The 14684-nt window shown below is 65.9% G+C and carries 16 protein-coding genes; 1 reads left to right on the forward strand and 15 read right to left on the reverse strand.

The window, feature by feature from the left end:
• The 5 genes from L880_RS0108860 to L880_RS0108880 are packed head-to-tail and all read right to left on the reverse strand — an operon-like array spanning position 1 to position 4527.
• On the reverse strand, positions 1–1116 hold the full coding sequence (locus L880_RS0108860; RefSeq protein WP_027475379.1) for a sulfate/molybdate ABC transporter ATP-binding protein: 1116 nt from the start codon (positions 1114–1116) through the stop codon (positions 1–3).
• Between the two features lie 11 nt (positions 1117–1127).
• Positions 1128–2072: a sulfate ABC transporter permease subunit CysW gene (gene cysW, locus L880_RS0108865; protein WP_027475380.1), complete on the reverse strand. Its 945-nt coding sequence runs from the start codon at positions 2070–2072 to the stop codon at positions 1128–1130.
• The gene (gene cysT, locus L880_RS35555) at positions 2069–2932 is read right to left on the reverse strand and encodes a sulfate ABC transporter permease subunit CysT (RefSeq protein WP_027475381.1); all 864 of its coding nucleotides are present in this window, start codon (positions 2930–2932) and stop codon (positions 2069–2071) included. The genes cysW and cysT overlap by 4 nt, the downstream gene beginning before the upstream one ends.
• A 6-nt stretch (positions 2933–2938) precedes the next feature.
• On the reverse strand, positions 2939–3949 hold the full coding sequence (locus L880_RS35560) for a sulfate ABC transporter substrate-binding protein (protein ID WP_027475382.1): 1011 nt from the start codon (positions 3947–3949) through the stop codon (positions 2939–2941).
• The gene (locus L880_RS0108880; RefSeq protein ID WP_027475383.1) at positions 3946–4527 is read right to left on the reverse strand and encodes an RBBP9/YdeN family alpha/beta hydrolase; all 582 of its coding nucleotides are present in this window, start codon (positions 4525–4527) and stop codon (positions 3946–3948) included. Before L880_RS0108880 ends, L880_RS35560 begins: the two co-directional genes overlap by 4 nt.
• Before the next feature lie 339 nt (positions 4528–4866).
• Between L880_RS0108880 and L880_RS0108885 the strand changes: the two genes are divergently transcribed.
• Complete coding sequence (locus L880_RS0108885) at positions 4867–5478, forward strand: FMN-dependent NADH-azoreductase (protein ID WP_027475384.1); 612 nt, start codon at positions 4867–4869, stop codon at positions 5476–5478.
• An 88-nt stretch (positions 5479–5566) separates the two neighbouring features.
• On the opposite strand, the gene L880_RS32045 is transcribed toward L880_RS0108885, so the two are convergent.
• The 10 genes from L880_RS32045 to L880_RS0108930 form a co-directional block, all read right to left on the reverse strand.
• The gene (locus L880_RS32045; RefSeq protein WP_051443187.1) at positions 5567–6046 is read right to left on the reverse strand and encodes a cupin domain-containing protein; all 480 of its coding nucleotides are present in this window, start codon (positions 6044–6046) and stop codon (positions 5567–5569) included.
• A 74-nt stretch (positions 6047–6120) separates the two neighbouring features.
• On the reverse strand, positions 6121–7419 hold the full coding sequence (locus L880_RS0108895) for an O-acetylhomoserine aminocarboxypropyltransferase/cysteine synthase family protein (RefSeq protein ID WP_027475385.1): 1299 nt from the start codon (positions 7417–7419) through the stop codon (positions 6121–6123).
• 159 nt (positions 7420–7578) lie between these two features.
• On the reverse strand, positions 7579–8385 hold the full coding sequence (locus L880_RS0108900) for a MetQ/NlpA family ABC transporter substrate-binding protein (protein WP_027475386.1): 807 nt from the start codon (positions 8383–8385) through the stop codon (positions 7579–7581).
• Positions 8386–8446: 61 nt separating this feature from the next.
• On the reverse strand, positions 8447–9112 hold the full coding sequence (locus L880_RS0108905; RefSeq protein ID WP_019575272.1) for a methionine ABC transporter permease: 666 nt from the start codon (positions 9110–9112) through the stop codon (positions 8447–8449).
• Positions 9105–10145: a methionine ABC transporter ATP-binding protein gene (locus tag L880_RS0108910; protein WP_027475387.1), complete on the reverse strand. Its 1041-nt coding sequence runs from the start codon at positions 10143–10145 to the stop codon at positions 9105–9107. The genes L880_RS0108905 and L880_RS0108910 overlap by 8 nt, the downstream gene beginning before the upstream one ends.
• A 185-nt stretch (positions 10146–10330) precedes the next feature.
• Entirely contained in the window at positions 10331–11164 is an 834-nt protein-coding gene (locus L880_RS0108915) for an ATP-binding cassette domain-containing protein (RefSeq protein WP_043329073.1), read from the reverse strand.
• A 48-nt stretch (positions 11165–11212) separates the two neighbouring features.
• Positions 11213–12106 (reverse strand): aliphatic sulfonate ABC transporter permease SsuC, encoded by an 894-nt coding sequence (gene ssuC, locus L880_RS0108920; RefSeq protein WP_027475389.1) that lies wholly within the window; start codon positions 12104–12106, stop codon positions 11213–11215.
• Between the two features lie 27 nt (positions 12107–12133).
• Positions 12134–13306 carry an FMNH2-dependent alkanesulfonate monooxygenase gene (ssuD, locus tag L880_RS0108925; RefSeq protein ID WP_027475390.1) on the reverse strand — a complete coding sequence of 391 codons (1173 nt, stop codon included), beginning with the start codon at positions 13304–13306 and terminating at the stop codon, positions 12134–12136.
• A 41-nt stretch (positions 13307–13347) separates the two neighbouring features.
• Positions 13348–13587: a hypothetical protein gene (locus L880_RS35565; RefSeq protein WP_157462735.1), complete on the reverse strand. Its 240-nt coding sequence runs from the start codon at positions 13585–13587 to the stop codon at positions 13348–13350.
• 39 nt (positions 13588–13626) lie between these two features.
• Positions 13627–14595: a sulfonate ABC transporter substrate-binding protein gene (locus L880_RS0108930; protein WP_027475391.1), complete on the reverse strand. Its 969-nt coding sequence runs from the start codon at positions 14593–14595 to the stop codon at positions 13627–13629.
• Positions 14596–14684: the final 89 nt, after the last annotated feature.

Here is a 14684-nt window from a genome sequence, read left to right on the forward strand (position 1 = left end):
TCAGTGTCCTTCAACAAACACGCGAGCCCGCCGTGGCGTGACCACCAGCAGCTCGCCTTCACGGAAACCCAGATCACGGTATTGTTGCGCAGGGATTTGCGCCTCGATGATCGTGTCCTGGGTGCGATTTTCCGCTGTTTGGTGATCTTCGGACGGAATAAGTTCCAGCCGAGCAATCGGCCCCACCACGATCGCACGGCTCAACTGGGCCACGATGCCGCGCGGGCGGCCCTGGGCGTCGATGCCGGCACCCGGCACATGGCGCTCCACCTCGAAGTCGTGCGGGCGCACATAGGCCGAGGCCTTGGCGTTCTGGGCGCCGGCGTGTTCGGGCGCGTCGATCTGCAGGCCCTCCAGGTGCACCTGGCCTTCGTGGGCACGGCCATGGAACAGGTTCACATCGCCGAGAAAGCCATACACAAAGGGGCTGGCGGGGTGGTCCCACACCTCCTGGGGCGAACCGCTTTGCTCGACCTTGCCCTGGTTCATCAACACCACGCGGTCGGCCACTTCCAGGGCTTCTTCCTGATCGTGGGTCACGAAGATGCTGGTCACATGCAGCTCGTCGTGCAGGCGGCGCAGCCAGCGGCGCAGTTCCTTGCGTACCTTGGCGTCGAGCGCGCCAAACGGTTCATCCAGCAGCAGCACCTTGGGCTCGACCGCCAGCGCGCGCGCCAGGGCAATGCGCTGGCGCTGGCCACCCGAGAGTTGGCTGGGGTAGCGGTCGGCCAACCAGTCGAGCTGCACCAGCTTGAGCAGGTCGTGCACCTTGGTCTTGATCTGGGCATCGCTGGGGCGCTCGCCGCGGGGCTTGACGCGCAGGCCGAAGGCCACGTTCTCGAACACCGTCATGTGGCGGAACAGCGCGTAATGTTGGAACACAAAGCCCACGCCGCGCTCGCGCACGTGCACGTCGGTGGTGTCCTCACCCGAGAACAGGATGCTGCCGCTGTCGGGGGTTTCCAGGCCGGCGATGATGCGCAGCAAGGTGGTCTTGCCACAGCCCGAGGGGCCGAGCAAGGCGATGAGTTCGCCCGAGTCGATGTCGAGGCTGACATCCTTCAGGGCATGGAAGTCGCCGAAATGCTTGCTGACGTTGCGGATCTGAATGCTCATGTTCTTCTTCCTCAGGCGATGGCGCCGGGGCGGGCTTGGACGGTGGGTGTGGCAGGGGCGGTCGCGGAGGCCATCGCTGGGGCTTCCGGCGGCTGGGCCTCGGCGTCGCGCATTTCCTTCTCGTGGCGCCACTCGACCACCGACTTGATCAGCAGGGTGACCAGCGCCAGCAAGGCCAGCAGCGTGGCCACAGCGAAGGCCGCCACCGACTGGTATTCGTTGTAGAGAATCTCGACGTGCAGCGGGATGGTGTTGGTCTGGCCCCGGATGTGGCCCGACACCACCGACACGGCGCCGAACTCACCCATGGCCCGGGCATTGCACAGGATGACGCCATAAATCAGGCCCCACTTGATCTTGGGCAGGGTGACCAGCCAGAAGGTCTGCCAACCACTGGCACCCAACACGATGGCGGCCTGCTCCTCGTCGCAGCCCTGGGCCTGCATCAGCGGGATCAGCTCGCGGGCGATGAAGGGGAAGGTGACAAACACGGTGGCCAGCACGATGCCGGGCACGGCAAAGATGATCTTGATGTCGTGCGCCTGCAGCCAGGGGCCGAACCAGCCCTGGGCGCCGAACATCAGCACGTAGATCAGGCCGGCGACCACGGGCGAGACCGAGAACGGCAGATCGACCAGGGTGGTCAGAAAGGACTTGCCCGGAAACTCGAACTTGGCGATCGACCAGGCCGCCGCAATGCCGAACACCAGGTTCAGCGGCACGGCCACGGCCGCGGTCAGCAGGGTGAGGCGGATGGCCGACCAGGCGTCGGGCTCTTTCAGGGCCTCGACAAAAGGCCCGACCCCCTTGCGCAGGGCCTCGGTGAACACCGCTGCCAGCGGCAGGAACAGGAACAGGGTCATGAACACCAGGGCCAGGCCGATCAGCGACCATTTGACCCACACGGCTTCGGTGGTGCCCGCCTTGACGCGGGAGATGGGCTTGCGCGCGCTCATGCCGGGGCTCCTGTGTGACGGCGCTGCCAGGCTTGCAGCGCATTGATGACCAGCAGCAGCACAAACGAGATCACCAGCATGACCACGGCCACGGCCGTGGCACCGGCGTAGTCGTACTGCTCGAGCTTGCCGATGATGATGAGGGGGGTGATTTCAGAAATCATGGGCATGTTGCCGGCGATGAAGATCACCGAGCCGTACTCGCCGATGGCCCGGGCAAAGGCCATGGCAAAACCGGTCAGCAAGGCCGGTGCGATCGAGGGCAGGATGACCCGCACAAAGGTCTGCAGCCGCGTGGCGCCCAGGCAGGTAGCCGCCTCTTCGAGTTCTTTTTCAGCGTCTTCAAGCACCGGCTGTACGGTGCGCACCACAAAGGGCAGGCCGATGAAGATCAGCGCGATCACCACGCCCGCGGGCTTGAAGGCCACCGGCAGGCCCCAGGCCTCGAGGTACTGGCCCACCCAGCCGTTGCCGGCCAGCAAGGCCGTCAGCGAGATGCCGGCCACCGCCGTGGGCAGCGCAAAGGGCAGGTCCACCAATGCATCGACGATCTTCTTGAAGGGAAAGGTGTAGCGCACCAGCACCCAGGCCACCAGCAGGCCGAACACCACGTTGACCAGGGCCGCGATCAGCGAGGCGCCAAAGGTCAGGCGGTACGAGGCCAGCACGCGTGGCGCGGTGACGGCGTTCCAGAACTGGTCCCAGCTCAGGGTGCTGGTCTTGAACAGCAGGGCCGACAGCGGGATCAAAACAATCACGGCCAGGTACATCAAGGTGTAGCCCAGCGTGAGGCGAAAACCGGGCAGCACCCGTTTGGCGCCGCCCCTTTTGGGGGGCGCATGGCTGACAGAAGTGGTCATAGGGATTTACTTGGCGCCAGGGGAGTAGAGCTTGTCGAACTGGCCACCGTCGTTGAAGTGAACCTTCTGGGCCTCGGCCAGCGAGCCGAAGTAGTCCGACACGGCAAACAGCTGGATGGGCTTGAAGACGTCGGCGTGCTTTTTCAGCACCGCCGCCGAGCGTGGGCGCAGGGCGTGCTTGGCAGCGATCTCCTGGGCCTCTTCGGAGTACAGGTAATCCAGGTAGGCCTTGGCCAGCTCGCCCGTGCCCTTCTTGGCCACGGTGCGCTCCACCACCGCCACCGGGTTCTCGGCAATGATGCTGATCGAGGGGTGCACCGCATCCACTTTGCCGGCGCCGAACTCGCGGTCCACCGACACCACCTCGGATTCGAAGGTGACCAGCACGTCGCCGATGTTGCGCTGCAGGAAGATGGTTGTGGCGTCTCGCCCGCCCTTGGCCAGCACCGGCACGTTCTTGTACAGCTTGCTGACAAACTCGGCCGCCTGGGCGTCGGTGCCGCCCTTCTTGCGCACATAGCCCCAGGCGGCCAGGTAGGCCATGCGGCCGTTGCCGCCCGTCTTGGGGTTGACCACGATGACCTGGATGCCGGGCTTGATCAGATCGTCCCAGTCCTTGATGTTCTTCGGGTTGCCGTTGCGGGTCAGGAACAGCATGGTCGAGGTGGTGGGCGAGGCGTTGCCCGGGAAGCGCTTGGCCCAGTCCTTGGCCACCACGCCGGTGCTGGCCAGGAAGTCGACATCGGTGGTGGTGTTCATGGTCACCACGTCGGCGTCCAGCCCGTCGTTCACGGCCCGCGCCTGGGCGCTGGAGCCGCCGTGGGCCTGGTCGATCTTCACGTCCTTGCCGGTGGTCTTCTTCCAGTGCGCCACAAAGGCCGCGTTGTAGTCCTTGTAGAACTCACGGGCCACGTCGTACGAGGCGTTGAGCAAGGTGGTGGTCTGTGCGCCCGCCAGCGAGCCGGTGGCCAACACCAGGGAGGCCAGGGCCAGTTTGATTTTTGTCTTCATGGTCATTCTTGTGTCGAGGAAACAGCGTGTGGGGTGGCGGGCTGGCCCAGCGCCAGATCACCCGTCAAGGATTGCAGCAAGGCCAGGCCCAAGGGCCATTCGCCATGCCCGGACTCCACATTGATGTGGCCGGCATCCTGCAGTCGAACAAACTCGCTCCCCCAGGACCGCGCATAGGCTCCGGCCAGCCGGATCGGGCAGAACGGGTCGTTGCTGCTGGCCACGAGGATACTTCGGTAGGGCAAACGCTCACACGGTGCGGGGGCAAAATCGCTGAGCACCGCGCGGCGCTCCGGATCGGCCGGCGCCACCAGCAACGCGCCCTGGATGCGCTCACGCAAATCGGCGGGCAAGTGCACGACGGCCATGCAGCCCAAGCTGTGTGCCACCAGCACCACCGGCGCACCGGCGGCCTCGATGGTCTCGCCCAGGGTGCGCACCCAGGCGGCGCGGCTGGGGGTGATCCAGTCGTCCTGACGCACGCGCCGGGCACCCGGCAGGCGATCGGCCCACAGGGTCTGCCAGTGCCCAGGGCCGGAATCGCGCCAGCCCGGCACGATGATCACAGGGGTCGTCGATGCCATGGCCTCAGCCCTGCACCGGGGCGTGATGCGCCCTGGAGGTCCATGGGGCAAAAGGTAGGCAAGACATCATGCAAACTTCCTGATCTAAAGAGTCGGACGCATTCTGCGAACAAGCGCTTAAAACGAGAACGAATAGTTCGTTGTTTGTTTATGCGCTTTTTCACATGAAGAATCCCGACAGCGCGGACCTGGGGCCCCTCAGGCGCCAAGCCCAGCACTCGATTGGACTCACCAGTGGAACAATGCATTGCAAAAATGCCGGCTTATCAGCCATTGGCGCGCCTGTGACAATTCATGCACCGCCCAACGGGCCCTTTTCTACCCTCGAAGGAAGACTCCATGAAACTGCTTCACATCGACTCCAGCGTTCTCGGCGACAACTCGGTCTCGCGTCAACTGACCGCCCAGACCGTGGCCCAGTGGAAGGCACGCAACCCCGGCGCCGAAGTCAGCTACCTGGACGTGGCCGCACAAGCCCCCAGCCACCTGAACGCCGACTCGCTGGGCTTTCGCCTGCCCGCCGGCAGCGCGCTGACCGAAGTGCAGCAACGCGAAAACGCCGTCTCTGAAGCCCTGGTGACCCAATTCCTGGCGGCCGATGTGATCGTGGTGGGTGCCCCGCTGTACAACTTCAGCATCCCCAGCCAGCTCAAGGCCTGGATCGACCGCATCTGCCAGGTGGGCCGCACCTTCAAGTACACCGACAAGGGCCCCCAAGGCCTGGCCGGTGGCAAGACCGTGATTGTGGTGTCGACCCGGGGTGGCAAATACTCGATCTCGGAAGCCGGCAACGCCATGGAACACCAGGAAAGCTACCTCAAGACCGTGTTCGGCTTCCTGGGCATCACCGATGTGCGCATCGTGCGCGCCGAAGGCCTGAACATGGGCCCCGAGGTCAAGGCAGAGGCCCTGGGCTCCGCCGAGAAAGACCTGGCCGCCGCCCTGGCCTGATGGCGTTGCGGCCCGGGTGGCCGCCCTGCCCTCCCAAGCCCACCTGCCGGTGGGCTTTTTTTTTGACTCAGAGCACCACGCGCTCTGCCTAGTCAGCCAGTTGAAGGCGCCGCAACGTGCGCACCAGACGCCCGGGTTCGTGCAGGCTGAAGGCCTTGCGGGCATGCTCGGGCACATGCCAGACAGCGCGCGTGCCCGCGATGAAGGTGGCCGTGTCGCCGGGTTTGAGGGTGAATTGGCGGCCCTGGTATTTCACCTCCACCAGCCCCTCGAGCAGGTGCACGGTTTCATCGACGCCAAACTGCCACTCGAAGGTGCTGGGGCCATCGCAGGCCCACAAGCCCGTGGTGGTGCGCCCATCGGGTGACTTGCTGATCTCGGTGGCGCGGAAGTTCGGAGTCCCCTCCAGCACCCAATCAGGGTTCACCTTGAGACTGGTCAGGGGGCGGTGCACCGAAGACACTGAGGGCGGATCGGCGTGACGAAGGTAGGCCACGCCATCCCAGGCGGCGACCAAGGCCAGGGCTGTCAGCGCCCCTCCCAGAGCAACAAATACATTTTTTTTCATGACGGTTTTGGATTATGCCGAAACCGTCACAAAGTTAACGCCTTGTAAAGGCGTTAACTTTCAAGCACCCGCGCTCAGACCTGGTCGAGTGCCTGAGCCAGGTCGGCCAGCAGGTCGTCGGCATGCTCAATGCCCACGCACAGTCGCACCGTGTCTTCGCCCACGCCCGACTTCTTCAGTTCTTCAGGCGACAGCTGGCGGTGGGTGGTCGAAGCCGGGTGGGTGGCCAACGACTTGGCGTCACCGATGTTGACCAGACGGGTGAAAAGCTGCAGCGCATCCAGGAAGCGGGCACCGGCCTCACGCCCGCCACCGCTGCTGGCCTTGACGCCGAAGGTCAGCAGGCCGGAAGGCTTGCCGCCCAGGTACTTCTGCGCCAGCGCGTAGTCCACATTGCCCGGCAGGCCGGCGTAGTTGACCCAGCCCACCTTGGGGTGCTTTTCAAGAAACTGGGCCACCTTCAAGGTGTTGTCGTTGATGCGGTCCATGCGCAGGGCCAGGGTCTCGATGCCTTGCAGGATCAGGAAGGCATTGAAGGGCGACAGGGCCGCACCCATGTTGCGCAGCGGCACCACGCGGGCCCGGCCGATGTAGGCGGCCGCGCCCAGGGCCTCGGTGTAGACCACGCCGTGGTAGCTGACATCGGGCTCGTTGAGGCGCTTGAAGCGCTCCTTGTGCTGGGCCCAGGGGAACTTGCCTGAGTCGACAATCGCGCCGCCAATGCTGGTGCCGTGGCCGCCCAGGTACTTGGTGAGCGAGTGCACCACGATGTCGGCACCGTGCTCGAAGGGGCGCAGCAGGTAGGGCGTGGCCACCGTGTTGTCGACGATCAGGGGCACGCCATGGCGGTGGGCGATCTCGGCCACGCGGGCGATGTCGGTGACATTGCCCTGCGGATTGCCCAGCGATTCGACGAACACGGCCTTGGTGCGCTCATCGATCAGTGCCTCGAAGCTGGCCGGGTCGCGGTGGTCGGCAAAGCGGGCCGTGATGCCGTACTGGGGCAGTGTGTGGGCAAACAGGTTGTAGGTGCCGCCATACAGCGCGGTGGACGACACGATGTTGTCGCCGGCCTCGGCAATGGTCTGGATGGCGTAGGTGACGGCCGCCTGACCTGAAGCCACGGCCAGGGCGCCAATGCCCCCCTCCAGGGCCGCGACGCGCTTTTCGAGCACGTCGGTGGTGGGGTTCATGATGCGGGTGTAGATGTTGCCCGGCACCTTCAGGTCAAACAGGTCGGCGCCGTGCTGGGCGCTGTCGAAGGCGTAGGCTGCGGTCTGGTAGATGGGCACCGCCACCGCCTTGGTGGTGGGGTCGGGCGAGTAGCCCGCATGGACCGACAGGGTTTCGAATTTCCAGTTTTCAGAAGACATCTCGGGCTTTCTATGAGCAAGTGAACGGACCGGCCTCCCCGGTCATCGATGCGCCCCACAGGGGGCTGCACCGATTGAAACACCGCCAGCCCCCAGGGCTTACGACGTTTTCCCTGCTTGCTTATTCGAAGTCTGCGAAGTCCGCGATGTCACAGGGGCTCAGAAGCCGGCCAGCACCGAGCCCTTGAACTCGCTCTGGATGAACTTGCGCGTGTCTTCCGAGTGGTAGGCCTTGAGCAGCTTGGCCACCCAGGGCTTGTCCTTGTCCTGCTCGCGCACGGCAATGATGTTCACGTAGGGGCTCTTGGCGTTTTCCTGGGCGATGGCGTCCTTGCCCGGGTTCAGGCCGGCCGACAGGGCGAAATTGGTGTTGATGGCCGCGGCGTCCAAGTCATCCAGGGCACGCGGCAGTTGCGCGGCCTCGAGCTCGATGAACTTGAGCTTTTTCGGGTTGTCGATCACGTCCAGCGGCGTGGCTTTCAGGCCGGCCTCGGGGCGCAGCTTGATCAGCCCCTGGTCCTGCAGCACCAGCAGCACGCGGCCACCGTTGGTGGGGTCGTTGGGCAGGCCGAAACGGGCACCAGGCTTGAGTTCAGCCAGGGCCTTGATCTTCTTCGAATAGATGCCGATCGGGTAGTTGACGGTGTAGCCCACCGAGACGATCTTGTAGCCGCGGTCCTTCACCTGCTGGTCCAGGAAGGGCTTGTGCTGGTAGCTGTTGGCGTCCAGGTCGCCCGAGGCCAGCGCAGCGTTGGGCTGGATGTAGTCGCTGAACTCGACGATCTGGATCTTCAGGCCGTCCTTTTCGGCCACTTTCTTGACCTGCTCCATGATCTGGGCGTGCGGGCCGGCGGTGACACCGATCTTGAGGGGTTTGTCCTGGGCCAGGCTCAGTCCGGTGGACAGTGCGGTAGAGAGTGCGGCGGCAGCCAGCACCAGGGATTTGAGGGCGAAACGCTTGTTCATGTGGTTTCCTTGTGAGAAAGAGGAGGTCGAGAGGGGTGCGGTCAGCACCCCGGGGGATTCATCAACGGTGGGCCAGGCGGCGCACCAGCCAGTCGCCGATGCTTTGCAGCGCCTGCACGAAAACGATCAGCACCAGCACCACCACCGCCATCACCTCGGGCAGAAAGCGCTGATAACCGTAACGGATGCCCAGGTCGCCCAGGCCGCCGCCGCCAATGGCACCCGCCATGGCCGAGTAACCGGTCAGGCTGACCAGGGTGATGGTGATGCCGGCCACGATGCCCGGCAGGGCCTCGGGCAGCAGCACCTTGAACACGATCTGGCGCGTGCTGGCGCCCATGGCCTGCGCGGCCTCGATCAGGCCGCCATCGACCTCGCGCAGCGAGGCCTCGATCAGGCGGGCGGCAAACGGGGCGGCGGCCAGCGTCAGGGGCACCACGGCGGCCGCGGTGCCGATGGACGAGCCCGTCAGCAGGCGGGTCAGCGGAATCACCGCCACCAGCAGGATGATGAAGGGGGTGGAGCGCACCGCGTTCACCACCGTGCCCACCAGGCGGTTGGTCCAGCGGTTCTCAAGCACCCCACCGGCATCGGTCAGGCGCAGGTACACGCCCAGGGGCAAGCCGATCAAGGTGCCCAGCAGGCCCGAGATGCCCACCATCAGCACCGTCTCCCAGAATGAATCGAGCATGAGCTGCAGCAGCTCGGCGGTGAAGCGGTCAAACATGGCTCAGCTCCTCCACCTGCAGGCCGGCGAGGCGCCAGTGCGCCACCGCCTCGGCCACCCGGCCGGACGGGCCGCGCGCCAGCAGCGACAGTGAGCCGAAGGGCTCGCCATGCACCTCATCGACCTGGCCGTGCACGATGCTCAGGTCCAGATCGAAACGGCGCACCGCTTCGGACAGGATGGGGCGCTCGCCCTCGGCGCCGGCAAACACCAGGCGCAGCAGACGGGCGCTGTGGTCGGGGTCGGCCGCCAGTTGGGCGCGCACCCGCTCACGCACCGCCTCGGGCAGGGCCTGGGGCACCACGTCTTCGATCAGGCTGCGGGTCAGCGCCTGCTGGGGTTGGCTGAACACCTGCAGCACCGGGCCGCTTTCAATGATGCGCCCCGCGTCGATCACGGCCACCCGGTCGGCCACCTGCTTGATCACCTGCATCTGGTGCGTGATCAGCACGATGGTAAGGCCCAGCTCGCGGTTGATGTCGCGCAGCAGGCCCAGGATGGAGCGGGTGGTTTCGGGGTCGAGCGCCGAGGTGGCCTCGTCCGACAGCAGCACCTTGGGCTGGCTGGCCAGGGCCCGGGCAATGCCCACACGCTGCTTCTGCCCACCGCTGAGCTGCGACGGAAAACGCTCGCTGAAGGCCGCCAGGCCGACCAACTCCAACAGGGGTGACACACGCTCGCGGATGCGGCGCGCGTCCCAGCCCGCCAGCTCGAGCGGCAGGGCCACGTTGTCGAACACCGTGCGCGACGACAGCAGGTTGAAGTGCTGGAAGATCATGCCGATGTCGCGCCGGGCCTCGCGCAGCTCGGCATCGTTGAGCGCCAGCAGATCGCGCCCGGCCACCTTGACGCTGCCGCGCACCGGGCGGTTCAGCAGGTTGATGGTGCGCACCAGCGAGCTTTTGCCCGCGCCACTGCGCCCGATGATGCCGAACACCTCGCCGGCCGCGATGCGCAGGTCGATGCCGCGCAAGGCCTCCACCGGGCCTTGTGGGCCGGGGTAGGTCTGGTAGATACCTTCTAAATCGATCATGAAACCCTGTTCAACGGTCTGTCGCCCCGGCGGGAGGCCGGAGGAAGGCGTCGAATTTAAGGGTTAACCCGCTGATCGCTAAATATTATTTAATTACGTCATCAAAACCTGGGTTTATATAACGCAATCGATCTGAGGGGCGGAAAAGGCAACGCGCTACGCCCCCCTGCCCCGGCTGTTCGGGTTCAGACCGCCCAGCGCAGGCCATGCGCCGGCACGCCCGGCCACTGGGTCTGGGTGACGGCCGCTTCCGGCTCGGCGGCCTCGTGTTGCAACACCCGGTCAAGGATGCGCTTTTCCAGCGCGGCGAAGGCGGCATCGCCGCGCGAACGCGGGCGTGCCAGGGGCACGCGCTCGTCCAGAGCGATCACACCATCCTCGATCAGGATCACGCGGTCGGCCAGGGCCACAGCCTCTTGCACATCGTGGGTGACCAGCAGGGCCGTGAAGCCGTGGCGGCGCCACAGGCCTTCGATCAGCTCATGCATCTCGATGCGCGTGAGCGCATCCAGGGCGCCCAGCGGCTCGTCGAGCAGCAGCAGGCGCGGCTGGTGCACCAGGGCCCGGGCCAGGGCCACGCGTTGGCGTTGACCGCCCGACAGGCGCGCCGGCCACTCGTTGGCCCGCTCGGCCAGGCCGACCTGGGCCAGCACGGCTTCGGCGCGCGGGCGTTGCTCGGGCGGAAGGCCCAGGGCCACGTTGTCGAGCACGCGCTTCCAGGGCAGCAGGCGCGAGTCCTGGAACATGATGCGGGTGTCGGGGTTGAGGCCGTTGACGGCCCGGCCGTCGATGTCCAGTTGCCCACGGGTGGCCGACTCCAGGCCGGCCACCAGGCGCAGCAAGGTGCTCTTGCCGCAGCCGCTGCGGCCCACGATGGCGACAAACTCGCCGGGTTCGATGTTCAGATCGGCCTGGCGCAGCACTTCGCGCTCGCCATAACGCTTGGTCAGGCCGCGCAGCTTGAGGCGCACGCCGCCGGAAGAGGTGTTGGAAGAGATTTTGGTGGGAGCGGTGCTCATGTCAGCCATCCTGGGGGGTGAATCAGTCGATCAATCAAGGCGGCGCGATCAGGCGCTCTTCTGGTAGCCAGGGTGCCAGCGCAGCCAGTAGCGCTCCAGGCCCTTGGCAAACAGGTCGGCCAGCTTGCCCAGCAAGGCATACAGCAGGATGCCCACCAGCACGATGTCGGTCTGCAGGAACTCGCGGGCGTTCATGGTCAGGTAGCCGATGCCGGCCTGGGCCGAAATGGTCTCGGCCACGATCAGGATGACCCACATCAGGCCCAGCGAGAAGCGCAGGCCCACCAGGATCGAGGACATGGCCCCGGGCAGCACGATCTGCCGGTACAGGGCCCAGCGGCCCAGGCCGTAGGTGCGCCCCATCTCGATCAGGCCCGGGTCCACATTGCGGATGCCATGGAAGGTGTTGAGGTAGATCGGGAAGAACACCGACACCGCGATCAGGAACAGCTTGGCCGTTTCATCGATGCCGAACCACAGGATCACCAAGGGGATCAGCGCCAGCGCCGGGATGTTGCGCACCATCTGCAGCGTGGAGTCGAGCAAGGTCTCGGCCCAGCGCACCGAGCCGGTCAACAGCCCCAGCAGCAGGCCCAAGCCGCCGCCGATGGCCAGGCCCAGCAAGGCCCGGCCGGCACTGACCTTGACGTGGGTCCACAGCTCGCCCGAGGCGGTCAGCGTCCAGGCCGCCTTCAGCACATCGAGCGGGGCCGGCAGCACCCGGGTGGAGATCCAGCCCTGGGCCGAGGCGATCTGCCAGCCCACGATCAGGGCCACCGGCACCAGCCACGGCAGCAGGCGCTGGCCCAACTGGCGGGTCAGGCGCAGCAACGCAGCCAGCGCGGGGGCGCCAGACTGACCGGCGTTCAGAAAACCCAGGCCGGGCGCGTCAAAGGCCTCAGGCAGAGGGGCAGCATTCAGTTCACGTGCGGGGGAAGTCATCTCAGTCACCTTGATTCAGTCAACGGCTCAGCTGGCCGAGGCCTGCGGCACATACAGATTGCCCACCACCTCGCCACGCGGCCCGCCGGCCAGGGGGGCGGCCACGGCATCGCGCAGGCGCTGCGGCAGCAGCGGGAACACCAGCTCGGCGAAGCGGTAGGCCTCTTCGAGGTGCGGGTAACCCGACAGCACGAAGTTCTCCAGGCCCAGGGCGGCGTACTCCTGGATGCGGTCGGCCACTTGCTGGGGGCTGCCCACCAGGGCCGTGCCGGCGCCACCGCGCACCAGGCCCACGCCCGCCCACAGGTTGGGGCTGATTTCGAGCGCGGCACGGCTGCGGCCCTCGGCCGTGGCCGGGTTCTTGTGCAACTCGGCCATGCGGCGCTGGCCGGCCGAGTCCATGCGGGCGAACACCGCCTGGGCCCGGGCCACCGTGGCGTCGTCGACATGGCTGATCAGCGAGTCGGCGGCAGCCCAGGCCTCAGCCTCGGTTTCACGCACGATCACATGCAGACGGATGCCGAACTTCACTTCGCGGCCATGGCGGGCGGCGCGGGCCCGCACGTCGGCCACCTTCTTGGCCACCTCGGCCGGGGGCTCACCCCAGGTCAGGTAGGTGTCGGTCTGAGAGGCCGCCAACTCGTGGCCGGCTTCGGACGAACCGCCAAAGTAAATCGGCGGGTAAGGCTTTTGCAGCGGTGGGTACAGCAGGCGCGCCCCATTCACACGCAGGTGCTTGCCTTCGTAGTCAAACGTCTGGTCGCCGTGGCTGCGGGCCAGGATCTCGCGCCAGATGTGGATGAACTCGGCCGATTGCTCGTAACGCTCGGCGTGGTTCAGGTACACCCCATCCCCTTCGAGCTCAATCTGGTCGCCACCGGTGACCAGGTTGATGAGCAGTCGCCCACCCGAGAGCCGGTCGAAGGTGGCGGCCATGCGCGCAGCCAGTGCCGGCTGGTGCAGGCCTGGGCGAACCGCCACCAGAAACTTCAGACGGCGTGTCACCGGGATCAGGCTGGAGGCGATCACCCAGGGGTCTTCGCAAGAACGGCCGGTGGGGATCAGCACCCCTTCGTAACCCAGGCTGTCGGCCGCACGGCCCACCTGCTGGATGTAATCGAGGCTGACCTCGCGGGCGCCTTTTTGCGTGCCCAGGTAGCGTGTGTCGCCGTGGGTGGGGATGAACCAGAAAATCTTCATGAGAGAACTCCAGGGGTGAGTGAAGCGGCGCTCTGGGGCGCCTACCAGGCCAGACCGGGCAAAGGCCAATGCGAGGCCGCGCCGGTGGACCACAGGGTCGGGGTCTGCAAGCGCTCGTGGCTGCGCCGACGCCGCCGTGACAACAAAGGCTGGGGGGCGCGCCGGCGCAGCAGCCGTCCGCCCTCCTGCACCGGCGGGGGCAAGCCCCAGTCGGCCGCAGTGACACACAACACACGCCAGGCACGGGAAGTCGTATCGGTATCGGACAGCTCTGCGCTCATGGAAACGCCTTTCGGATCAAGGAGTGGTTCGCCCTGACCTCACAGATCCACCGGTGCGGCATGCAGCAAGTTGAGCTTGCGCGGGATCAGCTTGAGGTCAAAGAAGGTGTCGGCAATCGACTGCTGCTCGGCCAGGATGTCGCGGGTGACGGGTGCAGCACCGTAGGCCACCCGGTTCAGGAACAGTTCGGTGATGCTCTTGTCCAGGCCCAGCACAGCCGACAGCTCCACCGCAGCGGCGGGCTTGTTCTTGGAGATCCACTGCTCGATGGTGTTGATCTCTTCGATCGCGATGCGCAGCACATCGGTATGGCGGGTGGCGAAATCGCGCGAGGTGAAGTAGTAGGCCCGGTTGTTCACCACACCCTTGGCGTCGGCCAACAGGCGGGCGTCCAGCGTCTTCTGGGCCGCGGCCAGGAAGGGGTCCCAGATCACCCAGGCGTCGACGGCGCCCTTCTCGAAGGCCGCACGGGCATCCGGCGGGGCCAGGAACACCGATTGCACGTCGCTGTATTTCAGGCCGCGCTTCTCCAGCAGCTTGACCAGGAAGTACTGCACGTTCGAGCCCTTGTTGTAGGCCACGCGCTTGCCCTTGAGGTCGGCCACGCTGCGGATGGGCGAATCCTTGGGCACCACCACGGCCTCGACGCCTGGACGCGGCACGGTGGCGCCGGCATACACCAGCGGCGCACCGGCGGCCTGGGCAAAGATCGGAGGAGCTTCGCCCACGTCACCGAAGTCGATCGAGCCCACGTTGAGGGCTTCGAGCTGCACCGGACCGGCATTGAATTCGGTCCAGGTCACGCTGATGCCCAGCGGAGTGAGGCGCTTTTCCAGCGTGCCACGGGCCTTGAGCAGCGACAGCCAACCCTTCTGGTGGCCGATGCGGAACACCTTGTCGGACTTTTGCGCCCAGGACGGCAGCGAGGCGGCCGAGCCGGCCAGGGCCAGGGCGGCAGCCAAGGCTTGACGACGGTTGGCGGACAGGGGAGAGAAGGAGGAACTCATGTCGTTTCTTTCAAATCTTGGATTCAGTCGAGGCCGGCGCCCGTGTCAGGCAGCCGTGGCCAGAAAAGCTTCAAGGGGCCGTCGATGGG

Source organism: Curvibacter gracilis ATCC BAA-807 (assembly GCF_000518645.1).
In the GTDB taxonomy this organism is placed as follows: domain Bacteria; phylum Pseudomonadota; class Gammaproteobacteria; order Burkholderiales; family Burkholderiaceae_C; genus Curvibacter; species Curvibacter gracilis.